The organism is Acinetobacter sp. TR3 (assembly GCF_027105055.1).
Taxonomy (GTDB): domain Bacteria; phylum Pseudomonadota; class Gammaproteobacteria; order Pseudomonadales; family Moraxellaceae; genus Acinetobacter.
In genome coordinates this window covers 2,070,815-2,091,193 of sequence record NZ_CP114264.1, presented here as the reverse complement: position 1 = coordinate 2,091,193, position 20,379 = coordinate 2,070,815, and the positions used below count along the sequence as shown (strand labels likewise).

18 protein-coding genes and 2 pseudogenes are annotated in these 20,379 nt (G+C 37.9%); 4 read left to right on the top strand and 16 right to left on the bottom strand.

All coding sequences use genetic code 11. The features are described 5' to 3' along the window. Positions 1-109: 109 nt before the first annotated feature. The 5 genes from O1449_RS09885 to gloB form a co-directional block, all read right to left on the bottom strand. The gene (locus O1449_RS09885) at positions 110-832 is read right to left on the bottom strand and encodes a 16S rRNA (uracil(1498)-N(3))-methyltransferase (RefSeq protein WP_269238208.1); all 723 of its coding nucleotides are present in this window, start codon (positions 830-832) and stop codon (positions 110-112) included. A gap of 21 nt (positions 833-853) precedes the next feature. Further along, positions 854-1,690, bottom strand: a complete 837-nt coding sequence (metF, locus tag O1449_RS09880) for a methylenetetrahydrofolate reductase [NAD(P)H] (RefSeq protein ID WP_269229994.1) — start codon at positions 1,688-1,690, stop codon at positions 854-856. Between the two features lie 75 nt (positions 1,691-1,765). Beyond that, positions 1,766-3,148 carry an adenosylhomocysteinase gene (ahcY, locus tag O1449_RS09875; RefSeq protein ID WP_269229995.1) on the bottom strand — a complete coding sequence of 461 codons (1,383 nt, stop codon included), beginning with the start codon at positions 3,146-3,148 and terminating at the stop codon, positions 1,766-1,768. A gap of 297 nt (positions 3,149-3,445) precedes the next feature. After that, positions 3,446-3,652, bottom strand: a complete 207-nt coding sequence (locus O1449_RS09870; protein ID WP_004661287.1) for a hypothetical protein — start codon at positions 3,650-3,652, stop codon at positions 3,446-3,448. A gap of 286 nt (positions 3,653-3,938) precedes the next feature. Beyond that, positions 3,939-4,670, bottom strand: a complete 732-nt coding sequence (gene gloB, locus O1449_RS09865; RefSeq protein WP_269238207.1) for a hydroxyacylglutathione hydrolase — start codon at positions 4,668-4,670, stop codon at positions 3,939-3,941. Positions 4,671-5,042: 372 nt separating this feature from the next. Between gloB and O1449_RS09860 the strand changes: the two genes are divergently transcribed. Both O1449_RS09860 and O1449_RS09855 read left to right on the top strand, forming a co-directional pair. After that, a complete protein-coding gene (locus O1449_RS09860; protein WP_269238206.1) occupies positions 5,043-6,029 on the top strand; it encodes a hypothetical protein in 987 nt (328 codons plus the stop codon). After that, positions 6,023-6,889: a histone deacetylase gene (locus O1449_RS09855; protein ID WP_269238205.1), complete on the top strand. Its 867-nt coding sequence runs from the start codon at positions 6,023-6,025 to the stop codon at positions 6,887-6,889. Before O1449_RS09860 ends, O1449_RS09855 begins: the two co-directional genes overlap by 7 nt. 56 nt (positions 6,890-6,945) lie before the next feature. Here O1449_RS09855 and O1449_RS09850 read toward each other — a convergent pair whose 3' ends face one another. The 9 genes from O1449_RS09850 to O1449_RS09810 form a co-directional block, all read right to left on the bottom strand. Next, on the bottom strand, positions 6,946-7,641 hold the full coding sequence (locus O1449_RS09850) for a methionine ABC transporter permease (RefSeq protein WP_269238204.1): 696 nt from the start codon (positions 7,639-7,641) through the stop codon (positions 6,946-6,948). Then, positions 7,638-8,663, bottom strand: coding sequence for a methionine ABC transporter ATP-binding protein (locus O1449_RS09845; protein ID WP_269238203.1), 1,026 nt, complete (start codon positions 8,661-8,663; stop codon positions 7,638-7,640). Before O1449_RS09845 ends, O1449_RS09850 begins: the two co-directional genes overlap by 4 nt. Positions 8,664-8,732: 69 nt before the next feature. Continuing rightward, complete coding sequence (locus O1449_RS09840) at positions 8,733-9,608, bottom strand: MetQ/NlpA family ABC transporter substrate-binding protein (RefSeq protein WP_269230001.1); 876 nt, start codon at positions 9,606-9,608, stop codon at positions 8,733-8,735. A gap of 601 nt (positions 9,609-10,209) precedes the next feature. Next, complete coding sequence (gene purD, locus O1449_RS09835) at positions 10,210-11,496, bottom strand: phosphoribosylamine--glycine ligase (protein WP_269238202.1); 1,287 nt, start codon at positions 11,494-11,496, stop codon at positions 10,210-10,212. 184 nt (positions 11,497-11,680) lie between these two features. Further along, positions 11,681-13,255 (bottom strand): bifunctional phosphoribosylaminoimidazolecarboxamide formyltransferase/IMP cyclohydrolase, encoded by a 1,575-nt coding sequence (gene purH / locus O1449_RS09830; RefSeq protein WP_269238201.1) that lies wholly within the window; start codon positions 13,253-13,255, stop codon positions 11,681-11,683. An 81-nt stretch (positions 13,256-13,336) separates the two neighbouring features. Next, positions 13,337-13,606: a DNA-binding transcriptional regulator Fis gene (fis, locus tag O1449_RS09825; protein WP_001086304.1), complete on the bottom strand. Its 270-nt coding sequence runs from the start codon at positions 13,604-13,606 to the stop codon at positions 13,337-13,339. Positions 13,607-13,981: 375 nt separating this feature from the next. Next, positions 13,982-14,845, bottom strand: coding sequence for a DUF3426 domain-containing protein (locus tag O1449_RS09820; RefSeq protein ID WP_269230004.1), 864 nt, complete (start codon positions 14,843-14,845; stop codon positions 13,982-13,984). 14 nt (positions 14,846-14,859) lie between these two features. Then, the gene (gene prmA / locus O1449_RS09815) at positions 14,860-15,765 is read right to left on the bottom strand and encodes a 50S ribosomal protein L11 methyltransferase (RefSeq protein ID WP_269238200.1); all 906 of its coding nucleotides are present in this window, start codon (positions 15,763-15,765) and stop codon (positions 14,860-14,862) included. 200 nt (positions 15,766-15,965) lie between these two features. After that, the gene (locus O1449_RS09810; protein WP_269230006.1) at positions 15,966-16,280 is read right to left on the bottom strand and encodes a hypothetical protein; all 315 of its coding nucleotides are present in this window, start codon (positions 16,278-16,280) and stop codon (positions 15,966-15,968) included. Positions 16,281-16,531: 251 nt separating this feature from the next. Here O1449_RS09810 and mnmG point away from each other — a divergent pair, with 251 nt between their 5' ends. Together mnmG and O1449_RS09800 are read left to right on the top strand one after the other, a co-directional pair. After that, positions 16,532-18,412 carry a tRNA uridine-5-carboxymethylaminomethyl(34) synthesis enzyme MnmG gene (gene mnmG, locus O1449_RS09805; protein WP_269238199.1) on the top strand — a complete coding sequence of 627 codons (1,881 nt, stop codon included), beginning with the start codon at positions 16,532-16,534 and terminating at the stop codon, positions 18,410-18,412. Between the two features lie 94 nt (positions 18,413-18,506). Continuing rightward, positions 18,507-18,839 (top strand): DMT family transporter, encoded by a 333-nt coding sequence (locus tag O1449_RS09800; RefSeq protein ID WP_269230008.1) that lies wholly within the window; start codon positions 18,507-18,509, stop codon positions 18,837-18,839. Positions 18,840-18,899: 60 nt separating this feature from the next. Here the strand turns inward: O1449_RS09800 and O1449_RS09795 are convergent. Both O1449_RS09795 and O1449_RS09790 read right to left on the bottom strand, forming a co-directional pair. Continuing rightward, positions 18,900-19,481: pseudogene (locus O1449_RS09795) on the bottom strand (hypothetical protein); the annotation flags it as partial. Continuing rightward, positions 19,481-20,330: pseudogene (locus O1449_RS09790) on the bottom strand (AraC family transcriptional regulator ligand-binding domain-containing protein); the annotation flags it as partial. The pseudogenes O1449_RS09795 and O1449_RS09790, both read right to left, overlap by 1 nt. Between the last annotated feature and the right edge of the window lie 49 nt (positions 20,331-20,379).

The window sequence follows — 20,379 nt, the reverse complement described above, 5'->3', positions numbered from 1 at the left end:
ATAGTCCTTTTCATTATTTATCTACGCGTACAATCATTATTTTTTTGTAAGCACGATATAATTTTATTTTAAATTACCGTTAAACCAGATGGAAAGCAATGCAAATACTTTATTTGGTTGAAAAGTGATAATTTAAAATTGATAAAGCTACAACTGGAGCGGTTTCAGTCCTTAAAACACGATCTCCAATACACCAGTTTTGAAAATGATTTTGGTTAGCAGCATCAATTTCTGCTTCACTTAAACCACCTTCTGGACCAATCAATAGGGCTAAATCAGGCTGGCTATTTAGTACTACGTTTTCTTGGCCTTTGTTTGGCGCTAACACAAAACGTGATTGTGGTAGCTGTGCCGATTTTACCCAATCGGTTAAACTAATTGGTGCTAGTACATTTGGAACTTTGTTCATTCCACATTGTTCACACGCAGCAATCGCAATTGACTGCCAATGATCTAATTTCTTTTGATCACGTTCATATCTTAACCGCATTTCGCAACGTTCACTAGTCAATAATTGAATAGTTGTGACACCAAGTTCAGTGGCTTTTTGAATCGCATAATCCATACGATCGCCTTTGCTCATGACTTGGCCTAAAATTACTTTAACAGGTGCTGTTCGATCTATAGGGTTGAATTGATCAATAGAAACAAAAGCATTTTTCTTATTAATTTCAGTAAGTGTTACGATATATTCACCACCTTTTCCATTGAAAAAGATGGCTTGATCTAGCTCTTTTGCACGAAGCACTCGTACCCAGTGATGAAATACCGATTCTGTTAATTCAATCGTATTGCCGGTATTTAATTCTGTTTCGATATAAAAACGATTCATGCTGGGTAAGGCTCGTACAAATTAGTTTAAACCAAGATCAACAACGAGTTGTCGAGTTGGCTCTGTTTGGTTCATTGAGTAAAAGTGTAAGGTCGGTGCTCCGCCAGCAATTAAACGTTCGCAAAGTTTAACAATCACTTCATGGCCGAAGGCTTTAATACTTTCGCTATCATCACCATAAGCAGCAAGTTGTTTGCGAATCCAACGCGGAATTTCTGCACCAGTTCCATCGGCAAAGCGAATTAAATTGCTTGCATTGGTAATTGGCATGATGCCAGGTGCAACGGGAATATTGATACCTTCTTTTTCCAATCTTTCTATAAAATAGAAGTAAGCATCTGGATTAAAGAAAAATTGGGTAATCCCTGCGTTCGCGCCTGCATTCACTTTCTCTACAAAGCGCTTAATATCAGCATCAAAGCTATCAGCCTGCGGATGCATTTCTGGATAAGCAGCAACTTCAATATGGAAATGATCACCTGAATGTTCACGGATAAAGCGAACAAGATCTTGAGCATAAGGTAATTCGCCAAGGCCAACTTGACCTGAAGGCAAATCGCCACGCAATGCTACGATGCGGTCAATCCCTTGTGATTTATATAAATCTAAGAGCTCGGCAATACGCGCTTTATCATCACCAATACAAGAAAGGTGAGGGGCGACGGGCGTGCCTTTGCCATTAAAATCATTTATGGCTGCTAAAGTACGTTCACGAGTAGAACCACCAGCACCATAGGTAATTGAGAAAAACTCTGGGTTTAATCGCTGTAGTTCTTGGTGAACGATACGTAACTTTTCAGCGCCAGCATCAGTTTTTGGCGGGAAAAATTCAAAAGAAATAGGAACACGTTTCGTCATTTCAAATCCTTTTTTAATCGCTTAGACATTATTTTAGAAAAAAGGGCAGTCCGTCAAACGTCTGCCCTAGTTTTCTTAGTATTTATAAGCGTCAGATTTGAATGGACCTTCTACAGGCACACCAAGGTAATCGGCTTGTACTTGCGTTAACTGGGTTAACACGCCGCCAAAGCCAAGAACCATTGCCGCAGCTACTTCTTCATCTAATTTCTTAGGAATCAGTTCTACACGGATTTTCGCAGCTTTTTGATCTTCAGGAAGATCGGCAAATTTCTCAGCAAATAAATGCATTTGACCCAATACCTGATTAGCAAAAGAACCATCCATAATACGTGATGGGTGACCTGTTGCATTACCAAGGTTCACTAAACGCCCTTCAGAAAGAAGGATTAAGTAATCATTTTCATTTTCTGAACGATACACTTGGTGAACTTGAGGCTTAACTTCAACCCATTTGTAACCACGGAGGTAAGCTGTATCGATTTCAGTATCAAAGTGACCGATGTTACACACTACCGCACCTGCTTTTAATGAATCAAGCATTGCCGAATCACAAACATGGTAGTTACCCGTTGTCGTTACGATAAGGTCAGTATTTTGAAGAAGGTCAAGATTGATGTCTTCTTTCTTTCCTGTTTGAACGCCATTTTTGTATGGAGATACAACTTCGTAACCGTCCATGCATGCTTGCATTGCACAGATTGGATCTACTTCAGTGACACGTACAATCATGCCTTCTTGACGAAGTGATTGTGCAGAACCTTTACCTACGTCACCGTAACCGATTACAAGTGCACGACGACCAGATAACAACATATCTGTACCACGTTTGATCGCATCATTTAGAGAATGGCGGCAACCATATTTGTTGTCGTTTTTAGATTTCGTTACGGAATCATTTACGTTGATTGCAGGAACTTTTAACGTACCATCACGTAACATTTCATATAGACGTTGAACACCTGTTGTTGTTTCTTCTGTTACACCGTGGATTTTTGCAATCACTTCAGGGTATTTTTCATGAACAAGTAGTGTTAAATCACCACCATCATCAAGAATCATGTTGGCATCCCAAGGTGTGCCATTTACATTGATTTGTTGTTCAAGACACCACATGTATTCTTCTTCAGTTTCGCCTTTCCAAGCAAACACAGGAATACCCGCAGCAGCGATAGCAGCAGCAGCGTGATCTTGAGTAGAGAAGATGTTACATGATGTCCAACGAACTTCGGCGCCTAGTTCTACGAGTGTTTCGATTAAAACTGCAGTTTGGATTGTCATATGAATACAACCCAAAATTTTTGCGCCAGCAAGTGGTTTAGTTGCTGAATAACGCTTACGTAAACCAATCAAAGCTGGCATTTCTGCTTCAGCAAGTTTGATTTCTTTACGGCCATAATCAGCAAGTGAAATATCAGCGACTTTATAATCTGTGAATGAAGCAGTAACCGCGTTCATCAGGATCTCCTAGAAAAATAGTATGGATCATTCTGTTCGCGGATGCCGTTGTTGGTTAACACGAGTGTGTAACCGATCGTCGAGCCTGGCAAATTGATTTTTAGTGCTAATCAATCGTCGCAGCATCCCTCGACTGAGCATTATAATACTTGGAAATGACTTTAGTTCCAATGTTATTTTGTTTGACATGACTATAAAATGAAGACTTAGACTGGGATAAGTGATTAAATTTTTTGAATGAACGATCAAGGATTCCAAATCCTTTTGAAATCCTTATGTATGCACAAAAGAGTCACATTAAGCTTTTAAATGATCTTCAAATTCTTCGCCAAGCTGCATGGCTAAGGCATTTCCAGATAAGTCACACGTGACCAAACCGTATTCTTTTTTAAAACTAAAGGTAAAACCTTTATTGTCGGCTAAACTTTTTACTGAATATCCTAATTTTTCTAACCAAATACGAAAAGCCAATAAATTTTTTGCTTTCACAACTCTGTTTTTCATTCCAGAACTCCTTTTAACCTGTATTTATTAATAAGGGTGACCTAAAAATTTTTAAAGGGGGATTGCATATATTTATTTTTCTTCATGTAACTAATGTAAAATTAGATTAATTGAAACTGAAATTAATCTTAAGTTTTATCTGATAAAATTATTTAAATAATTGATTTAATTTACTTGTATTGTTTTTTCTAGAATTGGGTTTTGATCCAAAATAAATGTAAAAAATGATTTCACTTTCTACTTTTTAAAAACTAAAGTTTAGCCTTTAAAAAGTAGAACTTTAAAATTAGAACTGATCTTTAAGCGCTCTGATCCGTGCGAAATCTTCGACACTTTCTGTGCGCAAGAACGGATTTGTTTCTAGCTCTAATTCAATTGTACTTGGCAGAGTAATTTGTCCAGCATCTCTCAATGCTTTGACTTCCTTTATGCGTTCTTGTAGTGCAAAATTATGAGGTTCAATTGTTAATGCAAACTCAGCATTTGCAAGCGTATATTCATGTGTACAATAAACTTTGGTTTGTATTGGCAATGCTGCTAAGCGATTTAATGAGTGGTACATTTGTTCAGCGGAACCCTCAAATAAGCGTCCACAGCCCATTGCAAATAATGTGTCACCAGAGAAAAGCGTGTCTATTTCTTCAATAAAATAAACAATATGACCTAGTGTATGTCCTGGTGTGGAGATAATTTCAACTTTTAAATCATTAAAGTTGAAATGGTCGTTATGTTGAAGTGGATTCGATATAAATGAAATTTTACTGAGTTCATCACGTGGACCGAAAACTGGTAAATTTTGCTCAGCCAATAGACCTTGTACACCATCAGTATGATCGCGATGCCAATGTGTTAACCAGATTTGTTTCAACTCAAGTTGATGGTGTTCGCAAAAATCGGTAACAAGTGCTGCTTTTGTAGGGTCAATTGCTACGACTTCTTGCGTACGAGTATCTTCTAATAACCAAATATAGTTTTTTAAGGCATTTTTTACGTCAATTGCATGAATTTTATAATGCATGGCCGAATCCTAAATCTCTGATTTATGTGGTTATTGATGAATAGAGTATTTGAATAATCAAATCACAATTAGTTTAAGTGTAAATGTATAAGAGTGCAAAAGCTTGCGTAAGAATTGATACAGAATGCTGACTTTTTGGGGCATATTATGACAGCTTCAATCATCAAGTATTTTTCAGGTTGACAAGTTATACTTTTTCTATAAATATGATATAAAATTTTGATAAATTAATGATTTATATTCATCTTTGGTGGTGTGAAAATACTTAATTAAAGCTAACATAGTTTAAAAATTAGATTTAACAATATTTAACGAAGTAAAACATTTAAAGATGAAATGAAAAATAAATCATAAGAATAAAGTGAGAGCATTATGACTGATTTGGTAGATCATGAGATTGTCGTTATCTTCAAAAAATATTTATATCCTTTGTCTTCCAAACTCACAGAAATGTTGAATGAGCATTTTAGCCATCAAACTGAACGTCGTGGTTGTGGTTATACTCAAGCCACTCGTGTGATTGCTGAATTTGTTTCACAGCCACGTGATATGTTGGGATTCCAAGATTTTCGTATTTTTGAAGACTACGAGGTTAAAGGATTGAAAAACATTTTAAATCAAAGTTCTTCATATGGTTTAGTGTTGGAAACTTGGCGTAATTTGGATATTAATATTGATGTGCAACAATATTTAGAACGTTCTAATTCACAAGATACATTTACTCAGAATTTGCAACAAGAAGTTGATTTTCAAGCGAAGCTTAGAAAAATCCATCAATATGCAGAGCTTGAAGAAAGCATTTTAATTTGCCAATTACTTGCAGATATTATTCTTCCACAAACAATTGATCAAATTGAAATGATTGAGTGTCATTCACTAGAGGAAAAGCCGAAGGTTGGCTCATGTCCGATGGCAGAAAAATTTTTCTTGCGAATTGCACATCATCGTTTATTGCGACAAGGTGAAATTAATATTTTTGTGGATGATAAAGGTTTACCCATCATGATGGAGAAACTGAATATGGGGGATAATCACTCCTGTATAAGTCTCGTGCCATTGATGATGAATGGGGTGCGCTTACCAGCAGGAAGTCTTTTCTCTGCAAGTTATGAAGTCGATGCACTGGAAAAGAAGCCTAATAAACAATATAAAGGATATGTGATCCCAATTGCTCAAATGAATGGTTTTTGGTTTTTACGATTAACGACACTGGCTGTTTCGCCAAAAAACCGTGCGCGTGCGTTTGGGTATCATTTTAAACAACAGGTAGATAATGGATTATTTAGACCTGATACGACGGAACTAAGTCAACTGATTGAGATTGCAAAAGATCAAATTTATGTAGGGCATCCATGCTAAAAGCTTGTTACGCACGACGCTATTTTGCAAGAACACATACCAATAGTATGGAAAAACTGACAGCCGTCGCTGAAGTGCTGCGCACTCGTCGAATGGTTGATTTAATTGATCCAGGTTTAATTGATACTGAGATATTAAAAAAACTACATAACCCAGAATATGTGGAAGCCTTTTTATCGGGAGAATCTGCATTTGCTACTATTCAGGGTTTTAAACCTTGGAATGAGCAATTACGGGATGCCATCCTGTCGGTGCAAGCGGGGCAGCTTTTAGGAGCTGAGATCGCATTGAAAGAAGGGGTTGCTGCAAATATTGCACAAGGTTTTCATCATGCGAGTTATGAATCTGGTGCAGCATATTGTACTTTTAATGGCTTGGCATTGGTTGCCAAACAATATCCTGAAAAACGGATTTTTATTTTAGATTGTGATCAACATGGAGGCGATGGCACAGCAATATTTACCAATCGAATGACCAATTTGATTAATTTTAGTATTTTTGGAGTTCGTTTCGGTTGTAAGGCTGGTGAACGTAGTTTGACTCGCTATATTCATCCTAAACAGGGTAATTTTGATTTGTATCGTGAAGCAATTTTTGAAGCATTTCAATATGCTTCCCGTTGGGATGCTGATTTAATCATTTATCAGGCAGGGATGGATTGTCATCAACATGATAAATACGGTTCGAAATGGTTTACCACAGAATTGTTGTTTGAGCGTGATCGTTTAGTTTTTGAGATGGCAAAAAAAATGAAAATTCCATTACTGTTTGTATTGGCGGGTGGGTATCAAGAACTGGATGATTTAGTGCCTTTGCACGTCAATACATTCAAAGCTGCAAATGAAATTTACTTTCCTTGAAATAGTAGAAAGATACAAAAAAGCCCTCAAAATGAGAGCTTCGTCTTATGCTGTGATTAGCGTAATTTTGCTAACCAATCACCAAATGATTGAACCAGTTGAACTAAAATTAGCAGTACAATCACGGTTAAAATAACAACACTGGTATCAAAACGTTGATAACCATAGGAAATAGCTAAATCACCGATACCTCCTGCACCAACTGCGCCAGCCATTGCAGTTGCACCAATTAAGGAAATCGTCCCTGTGGTCAGATTCAAAATTAATGAGCTACGTGCTTCGGGGATAATAAATTTAAAAATGATCTGCCAAGGTGAAGCTCCCATTGCTTGAGCGGATTCAATAATACCTTCATTCACTTCAAGTAATGAGGTTTCAATTAAACGCCCTAGATATGGACCTACATAAATTGTGAGAGGGACAATTGCAGCCCACGTCCCAATAGATGTACCAACGAGCATTTTAGTCAGGGGAATAACGGCAATCAATAAAATGATAAAGGGTAAAGAGCGCAGGGCATTGACAATCGGGTTGAGGAAGTAATAAATCACTCTGTTCTGTAAAATACCACCTGTACGAGTGACAACTAAAGTTACCCCTTGAATCAATCCCCAAATACAACCAAAAAGCAATGAGAAAAAAACCATTTGGAAGGTTTCTTGTAGGGCTGTGACGAACTGATCAATTGAAAGGGAACTTTGCCAGAATGGTGCAGAAGCTTCCGTCAACCATTGTACAATTAAATCTCTCATTGGCTGACTCCAGACTGTTCAACTTTAACGCCCTGAAACTCTAAGAATTGGATTGCTTCTTGGATAATGAGGGGATCACCTAAGAGTTGAATAAACATCTGTCCAATCACCGTACCATTGATTTCAGTCATGTTGGCAAAAAGAATATTTAGGCTCAAATCAAATTGCTTAATCACAGCTTGAATTACTGTTTCTTGAGCAGACGTCCCCAAGAATTGCAGACTATAAATACTATTGTGATGCTTATGTTCAAGGGTATTGAGGATATTAATTGGTAACTGTTGTTGTAAAACAGTTTGAATGAAAGTCTTTGTAGTCGAATGCTGAGGTTGACTAAAAATATTGAGGGTAGGGCCTGTTTCAATCACATGGCCTGCCTCCATCACTGCAACATAATCACAAACAGATTCAATTACGTCCATTTCATGCGTGACCATCACAATGGTGATATTTTGTTCTTTATTAATCTTTTTTAACAGTGCTAAAACGGATTGTGTGGTCTGAGGGTCAAGTGCAGAGGTCGCTTCATCACAAAGTAAAATTTTAGGATGGTTTGCAAGCGCACGTGCGATACCCACGCGTTGCTTTTGTCCGCCTGAAAGTTCATCGGGATAGGCATCTTTTTTATGTTTGAGATCGATGAACTCTAATAGCTCCGCTAGACGCTTTTCGCGCTCAGCTTTGCTATGTCCCAATAATTTGAGTGGCATTTCAATATTTTCAGATACTGTTTTAGTTTGCAGTAAATTGAAATGTTGAAAGATCATGCCGATATTTGCACGTTCTTGACGAAGCGTACGCGCATCCATTGCAGTAAAGTCTTTCTGATTGATAATTACCTGTCCCTGCGTTGGGCGTTCAAGCAAATTAATCAAACGAATCAACGTACTTTTACCTGCACCACTATAACCAATAATGCCGAAGATGCTGCCTTCTGGGATCTCTAAATTAATTTGATCCAGTGCGTTGATCGTTTGACCTTTCAATTGATAGTGTTTCGAAATGTTTTTAAATTGGATCATGTTCGTCAGTACTAAGCAAAAAAGAAAAAACAGGCAAATATCTTTGCCTGTTTCATTGAAAATATTATATTACGATTTTGCTTCACTGAGATAGCTTGTCGGTTTGTTTACATCAACTTTTGTACCTGCAAAATGTTCTTGCACATATTTTTTCACAGCTTCTGTATGATAAAGTGCACCAACTTTTTGTAGTACTGCATCGTCTTTACGAGATTCAGCAGTTGCTAAAACATTGACATTCAATTTAGTACTTTGATCAATTGGTTCGTAATAGATTGCATCTTTAAGAACGTTCAAACCACCTTCTAAAGCCAAGGTATTACCTAATAAAATCGCATCAACTTCGTCTTTTACACGTACAGCTGTCGCCATTTGAATTGGCTTGATTACGATTTTTTTACTATTTTCGATAATGTCAGCAGGCGTGCCTTTCACAGGATCGAAATCAGCTTTTAATTTGATTAAACCTGCGCTTTGTAAAAGTAACAATGCACGTGATTCATTTGCGCCGTCATTTGGGATTGCAATGGTTGCGCCTTGAGCAAATTCTTCAACTTTTTTGACTTTGCTTGAGTAAATACCCATCGGTTCTAAATAAGTCGTAGAAACAGGTGCAATCTTATCTTTATTTGCCGCATTAAAAGCAACAAGGTAAGCGTAAGATTGGAAGGCATTAATATCAACTTCTTTATTAGCAACAGCTGTATTCATGGCAACATAGTCAGTGAAGTTTTTGACTTCAAGTTTAATACCTGCGGCTTTAGTTTCAGGTAAAGTTGCAATATAACGCCAAATATCAGCATCTGAGCCAGTAGATGCCATAACAACAGTTTGTAATCCACCAGCATTTGCTTTCTGCTCAGTAGATGCGGTATCAGGCTGTTTACTGCATGCTGCAAGTAATAACACTGATACACTTAAAAAAAGGCTAATCAGCTTTTTCATGTATAAATCCTAGTCGGAACAATGCCGAGAAAATCTTCATTCCTCTAGCATCAGGAATCGCAATGGTTTTGTATGTTGTAAATTGGCATCATCATCCAAAATTATTTTAGATTTTGAATCTAAGACGTTTTACAACATTGAAAAATAGATGATTGTTCTTGTCCTACTCTAGTGCTACTAGATTAAGAAGAAGAGCCAACCAAATTATTCTTACGCTAAATCTTGAAGTAGATGAAATGTCACAATTTAAAATTAATATTCTAAATATATGATAGTGATTAAAAAGAATCTTAACTATAGTTAACAATTCATCTATTAATTTACCAATCATACCAATAATTTAGATCTTGTTATAGTAGTTGTGCTAGATACTTCACAATCTAACGGTATGATTATTTAAGGAAAATTATGTTCTAAGTAAATATAAATGAATGATAGTTTTATAAATTTTTCTGAATACAGATAGCAAATGGTTTACTTTAAATTGGATATATATTTTTCTGAATTTGTTATTTATATAATGAATATAGATGCTTGATTTATGCACTATTTGTGAATAAAAAAGCCTTCCAGAGAAGGCTTTCTTTCATCGTGATAAGGCTTATTCAGCTTGTTCACGTGCAATCGCACGGTAACCAATATCACTACGATATTGCATACCTGTAAATGTTACTTGACCACATACTTCTAAAGCATTGATCTGTGCTTCAAGTACAGTATCACCTAATGCTGTTACACAAAGAACGCGACCACCAGCTGTGATGATATGGCCATCTTCTGTCGTTGCCGTACCTGCATGGAAGATCTTAGTATCTTCAGGAGATTGTCCAATACCAGAAATCACATCACCTTTACGTACAGTGTCAGGGTATCCTCCAGCTGCAAGTACAATACCGATTGATTTACGTTCATCCCACTCAGCTTCTTTTGGAAGATTGCCCGCAATACCCGCTTCAACCAAATCAACCAAAGATGATTTTAAGCGCATCATAATCGGTTGTGTTTCTGGATCACCGAAACGACAGTTAAATTCAATAACGCGTGGTTGACCTTGTTCATCAATCATTAAACCAGCATATAAGAAACCTGTGTAAACATGACCATCAGCTGCCATACCATCAACTGTAGGGCGCATGACTTCATTCATTACACGTTCAAATACTTCTGGTGTAACAACTGGAGCAGGAGAGTAAGCACCCATACCACCAGTATTTGGGCCTTGGTCACCTTCAAAAATACGTTTATGGTCTTGTGAAGTTGCCATAGGTAAGATGTTGTTGCCATCGATCATACAAATGAAACTTGCTTCTTCACCTGCAAGGAACTGTTCAATCACAACACGTGAACCTGCATCACCGAACTTGTTACCTGCAAGCATATCGTCAATCGCAGCAAAAGCTTCTTCGTTGGTCATTGCTACGATGACACCTTTACCTGCCGCTAAGCCATCCGCTTTGATCACGATTGGTGCGCCATGCTGTTCGATATAAGCTTTTGCAGCATCAACTTCAGTAAATACATCATAAAATGCTGTTGGGATGTTATGACGTTTTAAGAAATGTTTAGCAAATGCTTTAGAACCTTCAAGCTGTGCAGCGTACTGAGTCGGTCCCCAGATTTTTAAACCTGCTTCACGTGCTGCATCAACTACGCCATTCACTAAAGGAGCTTCAGGACCAACAATCACCAATGCCACATCATTTGCTTTTGCAAATTCGATAATGGCAGGATTATTTAAAATATCGATGTCAATGTTTTGACACTTATCTTCGGTTGCTGTGCCTGCATTACCTGGCGCAACAAAAACTTGTGTTACCTTTGAATCTTGTGCGATTTTCCATGCAAGTGCATGTTCACGGCCACCGCTACCCAAAACTAAAATATTCATTATTAAGTTATTTCCTTTTTCCGTATTTAAGAATATACCTGTTCAGAATAAAAAAGTCCCCTTTGAATCTCCCTCAAACCCCTCTTTGAGAAGGAGGGGAACATGCTTTTTAGTTTAGATAAAAAGTAAGTCCCCCTTTTATAAAGGGGGATTTAGGGGGATTTGTGCTAGAGACTCAAATTATTTAGTGACGGAAGTGACGCATACCCGTGAACACCATTGCAATACCAGCTTCATCAGCGGCTGCAATTGTTTCTTCATCGCGCATAGAACCACCCGGTTGGATAATACATTTAATGCCAGCTTTAGCCGCATTATCAATACCATCACGGAATGGGAAGAATGCATCAGATGCCATGACCGCACCTTCAACCACTAAGCCAGCATGTTCAGCTTTGATTGCAGCAATACGAGCAGAATTTACGCGGCTCATTTGACCTGCGCCTACACCAATCGTTTGACGATTTTTAGCATAAACAATCGCATTTGATTTCACATATTTTGCTACTTTCCAAGCAAAGATAAGATCATCAATTTCTTGTTCAGTTGGTGCGCGTTTAGTTACTACTTTAAGATCATCTTTGGTGATCATACCTAAGTCTTGATCTTGAACTAACAAACCACCATTCACGCGTTTATAGTCAAGTTGCGCAGCACGAGCATCAATCGCAGGAAGTTCACCACACACTAACACGCGTACATTCTTTTTCGCGGCAGTAACTTCAAGTACGCCTTCAGCAATACTTGGTGCAATAATCACTTCAACAAATTGTCGATCCACAATGGCCTGTGCAGTTGCAACGTCTAATTCACGGTTGAATGCAATGATGCCACCAAACGCAGATTCAGGATCAGTTGCATAAGCAAGATCATAAGCCGCTTGGATACCATCTAATGAAACTGCAACACCACATGGGTTTGCATGTTTAACGATGACACAAGCAGGTTTTGCAAATGATTTAACACACTCAAGTGCCGCATCTGTATCTGCAATATTGTTATAAGACAATTCTTTGCCTTGTAATTGTTTCGCAGTTGAAACTGATGCTTCTTTAGCATTTGCTTCAACATAGAATGCTGCATTTTGATGAGGGTTCTCACCATAACGCAAATCTTGAGCTTTATTCAGTTGGGTATTGAACGTACGAGGGAATAAATCTGCTTCACCCTCAGCTTTGCCAACACGAGCACCAAGATAAGATGCAATCATGCCATCATATTGTGCTGTGTGCTCAAACGCTTTTACCGCTAAGTCGAAACGAGTCTCGTAAGAAAGTGCACCATTATCTTTTAATTCAGCAACGACTAAATCATAGTCAGAAGCATTTACAATGATACCCACAGAAGCATGGTTCTTCGCTGCTGCACGCACCATTGTTGGACCACCAATGTCGATGTTTTCAATCGCATCAGCGAGTGAGCAGTTTGGTTTAGCAACTGTTGCAGCAAATGGATAAAGGTTTACTACGACAAGATCAATTGCATCGATATTGTGTTCTTGCATCACAGCTTCGTCTAGACCGCGACGCGCCAAGATACCACCATGAATTTTTGGATGTAGTGTCTTAACACGACCATCCATCATTTCTGGAAAACCTGTATGTTCAGAAACTTCTACTACAGCGATATTGTTGTCTTTAAGCAACTTGTATGTACCGCCCGTAGATAAGATTTCTACCCCTAATCCAGCAAGGTTTTGAGCAAATTCAACGATTCCAGTTTTGTCGGAAACAGAGATTAAAGCACGTTTGATAGTCATGATTCTAGTCAACAGTTTGAAGTCTACAGATTAAAAACAAAGGCAAAAAAAATGCCCACGAGAACGTGAGCACTTTATCAATTATTCACTCATTAAACCGTGAGCTTTTAACTTTTTACGTAAAGTTCCGCGGTTAAGGCCTAAAATCTCAGCAGCGCGCGTTTGATTGCCACGAGTGTATTCTAAGACCACAGATAAAAGAGGTTTCTCCATTTCTGCTAAAACCATGTCATAAACTTGAGATGGTTGCTCACCTTGCAATTGTGCAAAATAATGACGAACTGCGCGATCTACATGGATGCGAAGAGCGACATCAGATTGAGCCGTAAAAATAGGAGATTTGCTATTCATGCGTGTTAATCCGAAAAATCAAAATATCACTTGGATAAAGTGATATGTAAATGTGGTCTAAATTACTGAGTCCTGTTTTAGATCCTAAAACAGTGACTCTAAAACAAAGGGACTATTAGCTTGCCACAAATCCTCGATTTGTGTAAAAAATAAGCGTAACAATAGTTAAATATTTGTTACAGCCTACTTTCAAAAACAAAAAAACCAACAATGCGCTTATGTGTTAGAAGCACAGTTCGTTTAACGATTTTATTGTCTATAAATAACGAGGAGTAAGTGGGTTAAGCATTCGTGGCGCGTATCATACCACTGTCTGCGAAAAAGTGAGCAAATTAACTGCACTTTTTTTTATTTTTTTGTCATTTTTTTACGCTTTTAAGGTTGTACAATTTCTAAACTATAATCATCGAAGCTTTTTTTACTCTTTGGTACTGTAAATTCGAATCGAAAAGGGCTATTCGTTGGGATTCTTTGGATGCTTTTTAAACTATCCACTAAATAATCTTGTGGCTTTAGCGTGATATCGGTGATGACTTCTCCATTTTCTTTTAGAATCACTTTAATAGAGGGGATCACAAGACTATCTTTGTGACGGTTTACTAATACACCCGTGAAGCTTGTTTCATCTTTGCCTACACGTTTAATTTTTACTTTTTCAAAACTAAGAAATTTATATTGTTCATTTTTTATTTTGCACGTTACTACATTGCAGGCATAGTTAAAGATGCGATTCAATGCTGGACTATCATGCATGAGTTTTGGATTGAACCATAAAATCTGAAAAGCAAAAACTAGAATTAATGCAATATTGCCTAATCCCCACAATGTGTAATAAAGCCAGCCATGTTGTTTATGATTTTGTTCATGGTCAATTAATAAGTTATCTTCTGATAAGTTCAAATTAGGCAATGCTGTAACGGGTTCAGTATTAAAGTAATTTAAATTATTTAAATAAGTCAATAAATCAATATTTGAGTTCTCAATTTTCTGATCAAAAATACTCAAAATTTGCATTTGCTTCTCAGCAAAAGAACTATCGGGTTGAATCGAAGAAAATAATGAACGATTTGGTGGTGTTGGGGTTGTATCAGCCGTTTCAGAATCGATTAGATTCGTTAATGCATTAAAATTAATGATACATTTTGGGCAACAAACCATGCCCTGTGCAACGCTAAGTTGTGAAAGGGTTACTTTATACACGGTTGAGCATTTAGGGCAGCGGGTTTGTTTTTCACTCATAAGGAACAAATTTCTCAAATTGTTGTTTTACGTTTTCCTGAGATGCGACACCAGTTCTCTTCACGTTTTTCGATCTGTAATACATCAAAAAATTCAGAGTAAACACTAGAAACATCAGCAACTTGCTCTTCGATTACACCAGCAAGTGCGAATTCACCCTCATTTTTCAATAAAGTTGAGAATTCAGGCGCAAGTGCCATTAGCGGTGCCGCTAAAATATTCGCGACAAGTATGTCCGCTTGTTGTTGTTTGAATTCTTGCTCAAACTCTTCAGGTAATCCTACATAAAGACGCTCAAGTACACCATTTAATTCTGCATTTTGTTTTGTAGCCAATACTGCTTGAGGATCGATATCAGTGGCATAAACTTTTTTAGCACCAAGCAGTAAAGCTGCAACGCCTAAAATGCCTGAACCACAGCCGTAGTCAATGACGATTTTATCTTTTACATCGGTTTTGCCTAACCATTGTAAGCATAGGAACGTACTTGCGTGATTTCCCGTACCAAAAGCAAGACCTGGATCAAGTTTAATATTTGTTGCATCAGCTTCAGGTGGCTCTAACCACTCTGGTACGATCCAGTATTTCTCGCCAATTTGGATTGGCTCGTAATAGTCCATCCATGCGCGTTCCCATACTTGATTTTCTAAATATTCATGACGCATCGGAACGTTAGGGAGTTGCACTTTGAGGAAAGCCTCTAAGGTATCAACATCAATAGGATCATCTTCTTCTTGTTGATAAATTCCAGTAACAATAACTTTATTCCATAGTGGCGTTTCACCCGGTAATGGTTCAAGAAGTGCCTGATCTTCAGCATCATCCAAAGTCACACTCACAGCACCTAGAGAGAGAAGCAGTGTTTCAGTAAGCTCAACTTGATCTTGATCAACGGTAATATGAATTTGTAGCCAGTTCACAGGAAAACCTAAGTAAATGTATTTGGGGGTATTGTAATAGATTCAGCTTGCCTAAAGGGATTATAAAATAGGCAGATTACAATTTTAAGATCTTTTTTTTGAATTTAGTGTGTTGATCACATCAAATATGATAAAAGAATGCGCTTAGGTCACATTCTTTTATCATTTTAAATATTTATAACTTTCCTATTTGCACAAATCTATGGTGTTTGTACTGAACTTACTGGACGAGGTGCGGACTGAGTTTCTGAAATTTTGCTTTGAGTTTCAGGTGTCGCGTTGTTAGCAGGCATCGGTGGCAGTAATGCTAGTTTTCCAGCTTCATTCGGTTCACATGTGCCATTATAAACAACACCTTTATAAGCAAAAGAAACTATATCACCTTGTTTTTTGCTTTTACAAACTTGTTGATACTTTTGAGCTTGAGCATCAACAGTCGATTTAGCATTTACTTGTGCAGTTAGAGCTAAACATAGGCTACAAAGAAACGATGAAATTAAAAACTTTTTGTTCATATCATTTTCCTAAAGTATTTTATGCATTAATTAGAATAAGAAATTCATTCAGTAAAACAGTGGCGATCAGGTTAATGATTGTGTGGCGCTTTGTTAACCATAGAAGAAAAATGCAACAGAAGGTTTCTTTTTGTGTGTTTTGTATGCAGATTATTGATTTCTAGTGAATAAGAATATTGACGGTTTTTGTCAACTTAATATGAAAAATCCTGTATAATACTCTGTCATTTTTTGAATACACATTTACCACTATGCACTATCCTAAAGTTTACGACGTTATCGTAATTGGTGGCGGTCACGCTGGTACGGAAGCGGCACTTGCTGCAGCACGTATGGGAAGACAAACATTATTGTTGACGCATAATATTGAAACTTTGGGACAGATGAGCTGTAACCCTGCGATTGGTGGTATTGGTAAATCACATCTTGTTCGTGAGATTGATGCCTTAGGTGGTGCAATGGCACTTGCTGCGGATAAAGGTGGTATTCAATTCCGTATTTTAAACTCTCGTAAAGGTGCTGCGGTTCGTGCAACGCGTGCGCAAGCTGACCGTGTACGTTTTAAAGCTGCAATTCGTCATACCTTAGAAAACCAAGCCAACTTGGATATTTTCCAACAAGCGGCAGATGATCTTATTGTAGAAGGCGATACCGTTAAGGGTGTTGTGACTCAAATGGGCATCCGTTTTGATACCAAAACTGTGGTATTGACGACAGGTACATTCTTGGGTGGTGTGATTCATATTGGTCTACAAAACTCAAGTGGTGGTCGTGCGGGCGATCCACCGTCAATTGCATTAGCTCATCGTTTGCGTGAACTTAAATTGCCAGTAGGTCGTTTAAAAACAGGTACACCACCACGTATTGATGCGCGTACGGTTGATTTCTCTGTGATGACGCCACAGCCAGGTGATTTCCCATCGCCTGTAATGTCATTTATGGGTGATGCATCCATGCATCCTGAACAGGTGAATTGCTATATCACACATACGAGTGAAAAAACTCACGAGATTATTCGTGGTGGTTTAGATCGTTCACCCATGTATACAGGGGTGATCGAAGGTGTGGGGCCACGCTATTGCCCATCAATTGAAGATAAGATTCACCGTTTTGCTGATAAAGATTCACATCAAGTGTTCTTAGAGCCAGAAGGCTTGGATACGCATGAACTTTATCCAAACGGGATTTCAACATCATTACCATTTGACGTACAGTTCAATTTAGTTCGTTCGATCCGTGGTATGGAAAATGCGCATATCTTGCGCCCAGGCTATGCGATTGAATATGACTATTTCAATCCACAAGCATTGAAATTTACACTTGAAACCAAAGCGATTCAAAATCTGTACTTTGCTGGTCAAATCAACGGTACCACAGGTTATGAAGAAGCGGGGGCACAGGGTTTGCTTGCTGGTTTGAATGCTGCACGCCGTGCGTGGGAACAAGAAGAGTGGACACCAAAACGTGATCAAGCTTACATGGGCGTATTGGTTGACGATTTGATTACACTTGGCACCAAAGAGCCGTACCGTATGTTTACCTCGCGTGCGGAATATCGTTTGATGTTGCGTGAAGACAATGCTGATCAACGTCTAACATCTATTGGTCGTGAGCTTGGCTTAGTGGATGATGAGCGTTGGGCTGCATATAGCGAAAAAATGGAAGCGGTTGAGCGTGAAACTTCTCGTTTACAACATTTGTGGGCGGCACCGAATAACCCAATGGGTAAAAAATTCGTTGAAATGACGGGTGCAGATCTTAGTAAAGAATGTAGTGCGATCGATTTGCTGAAACGTCCAAATATCAATTTCAGTCAAATTGCAGAGTTAACGGGTTCTGAAGTTTCAGAGCAAGTGGGTGAGCAGATTGAAATCGCGGTGAAATACGAAGGCTATATTCATCGTCAGCATGAAGATGTTGCACAATTGAAACGTCTAGAAGAAACCCGAATTCCTGCTGATTTTGAATATGATGGGATTTCAGGTTTGTCACGTGAAATCACCTTGAAGTTAAAAACAGTTCGTCCAGAAACTTTGGCACAAGCTAGTCGTATCCCAGGTGTAACGCCTGCTGCAGTACAATTATTGATGATCACCATTCGCAAAAATAATATGGCGAAGAAATCAGCATAATTCTTGTATAAAGTTACGTGTTAAAAATACCCTCTTTTTATAAGAGGGTATTTTTTTTAATTTTGTTCTTAACCATTTATCTATGGGAAATTGAATGAAGAATTGGCTCATTTTATTTATCGCAATTGTTGCTGAAGTGATTGCTACTTCTGCTTTAAAAAGTAGTGAAGGGTTCACTAAGCCGATTGCATCTATTGTTGTTGTACTCGGTTATATGATTGCATTTTATTGTTTATCTCTCACATTGAAAACAATTCCCGTTGGTATTGCTTATGCGGTATGGTCGGGTGTTGGAATTGTTTTGATTACCACAGTGGCATGGTTTGTATTTGATCAGAAGTTAGATGTTTGGGGAATTATTGGGATTGTACTGATTATGAGTGGTGTACTGATCTTAAACTTATTGTCGAAAACGAGTTCTCATTAATCAAATAAAAAACCGAGCTGATATTTGCTCGGCAGATTAAAATCATGTTCACTTTATCATTTACAAAGCGATTTCAATCCCTTGACGCAAATTGTGCTGATCTAGTTGAGTATTCGCATCAATTTTTGCATAGGCTTTAGGTAATACACGGCGAGCAACACGATTCACTTTTTTTTCTAACCATAATGGCATTTTGATGGCTAGAGGGTTTGTTTCCGTATGCGATACATCAGTTAAAACACGTGTTCCCATAATATAGTCAAACCAAGGCTTGGTTATACACCAGTTGGCATTTTGGTTACTGGTCATGTGGTGGTCATAATGCCACGGAATTCGTTGCTTGGCGTATTCAGGGTCTAAGTGTGATTTGGCATGAACTTTCCAATAATTCCAAATACCATAATACAAACCAGCAGTAAAAAAAGGCGCAACGGGCAGGAAAATTGTTGATGCCGCTGCTAGACCGATAAGTGCTGATTTTTCATTATACATTTCAGCGTTTTTTAACATGGATTCTGCATAACCTTCATCATGAAAGCTATTTAGGCGTGCGCGTTTGTGGTGAGCAATATGCGTGAAAAATGGCCTGTTTCTATTTTTGCTTGGAAATTCATGCAACCAGACTTTACGAAAATACCATTCCTAGCTAAACGTTCAAGATAACCCGCAATCACTTAGTATTAAGTAAATGTAAATCAGCCCTTAAGCTGCGAGCGCTACGATTTAAATGTTATGCGACTATGTTTTGGTCAAATTCGCCTGATTCTAGTAAACCGTTGGCTAGAATTCTTTCTATCTGCTGGATGAGTTGATGTTTGTTAAGGCGTTCAAGTTGAGATTCTGCATGATGCTCGTGGATTTTTAATAATTCAGGTTCATATGCAGGTGAGGGAATATTTAATAGTTGTTGATCAAAGCAAATATAACCATCTGTTTGTCCGAGTTTGACAGGACAGCCCCATACTTTAAAATATTCTTCTTGTGTTGCACCTTCTTGATAAGGCAAACCAATTTCAATCGGTACAAAAGTATTTTCACTCATATATTTTAAAAAATTGAGTAAAATTCCAATCTCACATTCTAAATAATGTCGAATTGGATGATTAAGACCAGAAATAATTGTAGTCGTTTCATTTTTGAATAAAAGCTTAAATGACATTGCGTCTGTCAATAATGCTTGATAGCGAATCGTTCTTTTTAGACCTTCGCCAAAGGTTGGGCTACTGAGAAAAAGATATTCAATTACTTGCCCACGAAAGGCGGGAACATTGATGCAATATGCAAACCAACATTTTGATCTCGACTGATTTCTGCTGCTGCATGCCAAAAACGTGATTGAGTTGAATTATCACGGCGGACAAATTTATCAGGAGCTTGATCGGGTAAATGTACACTGGCAAAAATGGCTGCTGCGTCTAGATTCATCTTTTACATGGTTTGATAAACCATCCATAAAAAGATGCCTGCATCACTGGTTTTTTTTGAAGTCATAAAACAGGGTAAGTATTCGTTTTAAAACAAAATACTATTTTTATGATCA

What these genes read in the sequence shown, in the direction of transcription:
- O1449_RS09885 (WP_269238208.1), bottom strand. Translation starts at nt 832, where the DNA reads ATGAATCGTTTTTATATCGAAACAGAATTAAATACCGGCAATACGATT.
- metF (WP_269229994.1), bottom strand. Translation starts at nt 1,690, where the DNA reads ATGACGAAACGTGTTCCTATTTCTTTTGAATTTTTCCCGCCAAAAACT.
- ahcY (WP_269229995.1), bottom strand. Translation starts at nt 3,148, where the DNA reads ATGAACGCGGTTACTGCTTCATTCACAGATTATAAAGTCGCTGATATT.
- O1449_RS09870 (WP_004661287.1), bottom strand. Translation starts at nt 3,652, where the DNA reads ATGAAAAACAGAGTTGTGAAAGCAAAAAATTTATTGGCTTTTCGTATT.
- gloB (WP_269238207.1), bottom strand. Translation starts at nt 4,670, where the DNA reads ATGCATTATAAAATTCATGCAATTGACGTAAAAAATGCCTTAAAAAAC.
- O1449_RS09860 (WP_269238206.1), top strand. Translation starts at nt 5,043, where the DNA reads ATGACTGATTTGGTAGATCATGAGATTGTCGTTATCTTCAAAAAATAT.
- O1449_RS09855 (WP_269238205.1), top strand. Translation starts at nt 6,023, where the DNA reads ATGCTAAAAGCTTGTTACGCACGACGCTATTTTGCAAGAACACATACC.
- O1449_RS09850 (WP_269238204.1), bottom strand. Translation starts at nt 7,641, where the DNA reads ATGAGAGATTTAATTGTACAATGGTTGACGGAAGCTTCTGCACCATTC.
- O1449_RS09845 (WP_269238203.1), bottom strand. Translation starts at nt 8,663, where the DNA reads ATGATCCAATTTAAAAACATTTCGAAACACTATCAATTGAAAGGTCAA.
- O1449_RS09840 (WP_269230001.1), bottom strand. Translation starts at nt 9,608, where the DNA reads ATGAAAAAGCTGATTAGCCTTTTTTTAAGTGTATCAGTGTTATTACTT.
- purD (WP_269238202.1), bottom strand. Translation starts at nt 11,496, where the DNA reads ATGAATATTTTAGTTTTGGGTAGCGGTGGCCGTGAACATGCACTTGCA.
- purH (WP_269238201.1), bottom strand. Translation starts at nt 13,255, where the DNA reads ATGACTATCAAACGTGCTTTAATCTCTGTTTCCGACAAAACTGGAATC.
- fis (WP_001086304.1), bottom strand. Translation starts at nt 13,606, where the DNA reads ATGAATAGCAAATCTCCTATTTTTACGGCTCAATCTGATGTCGCTCTT.
- O1449_RS09820 (WP_269230004.1), bottom strand. Translation starts at nt 14,845, where the DNA reads ATGAGTGAAAAACAAACCCGCTGCCCTAAATGCTCAACCGTGTATAAA.
- O1449_RS09810 (WP_269230006.1), bottom strand. Translation starts at nt 16,280, where the DNA reads ATGAACAAAAAGTTTTTAATTTCATCGTTTCTTTGTAGCCTATGTTTA.
- mnmG (WP_269238199.1), top strand. Translation starts at nt 16,532, where the DNA reads ATGCACTATCCTAAAGTTTACGACGTTATCGTAATTGGTGGCGGTCAC.
- O1449_RS09800 (WP_269230008.1), top strand. Translation starts at nt 18,507, where the DNA reads ATGAAGAATTGGCTCATTTTATTTATCGCAATTGTTGCTGAAGTGATT.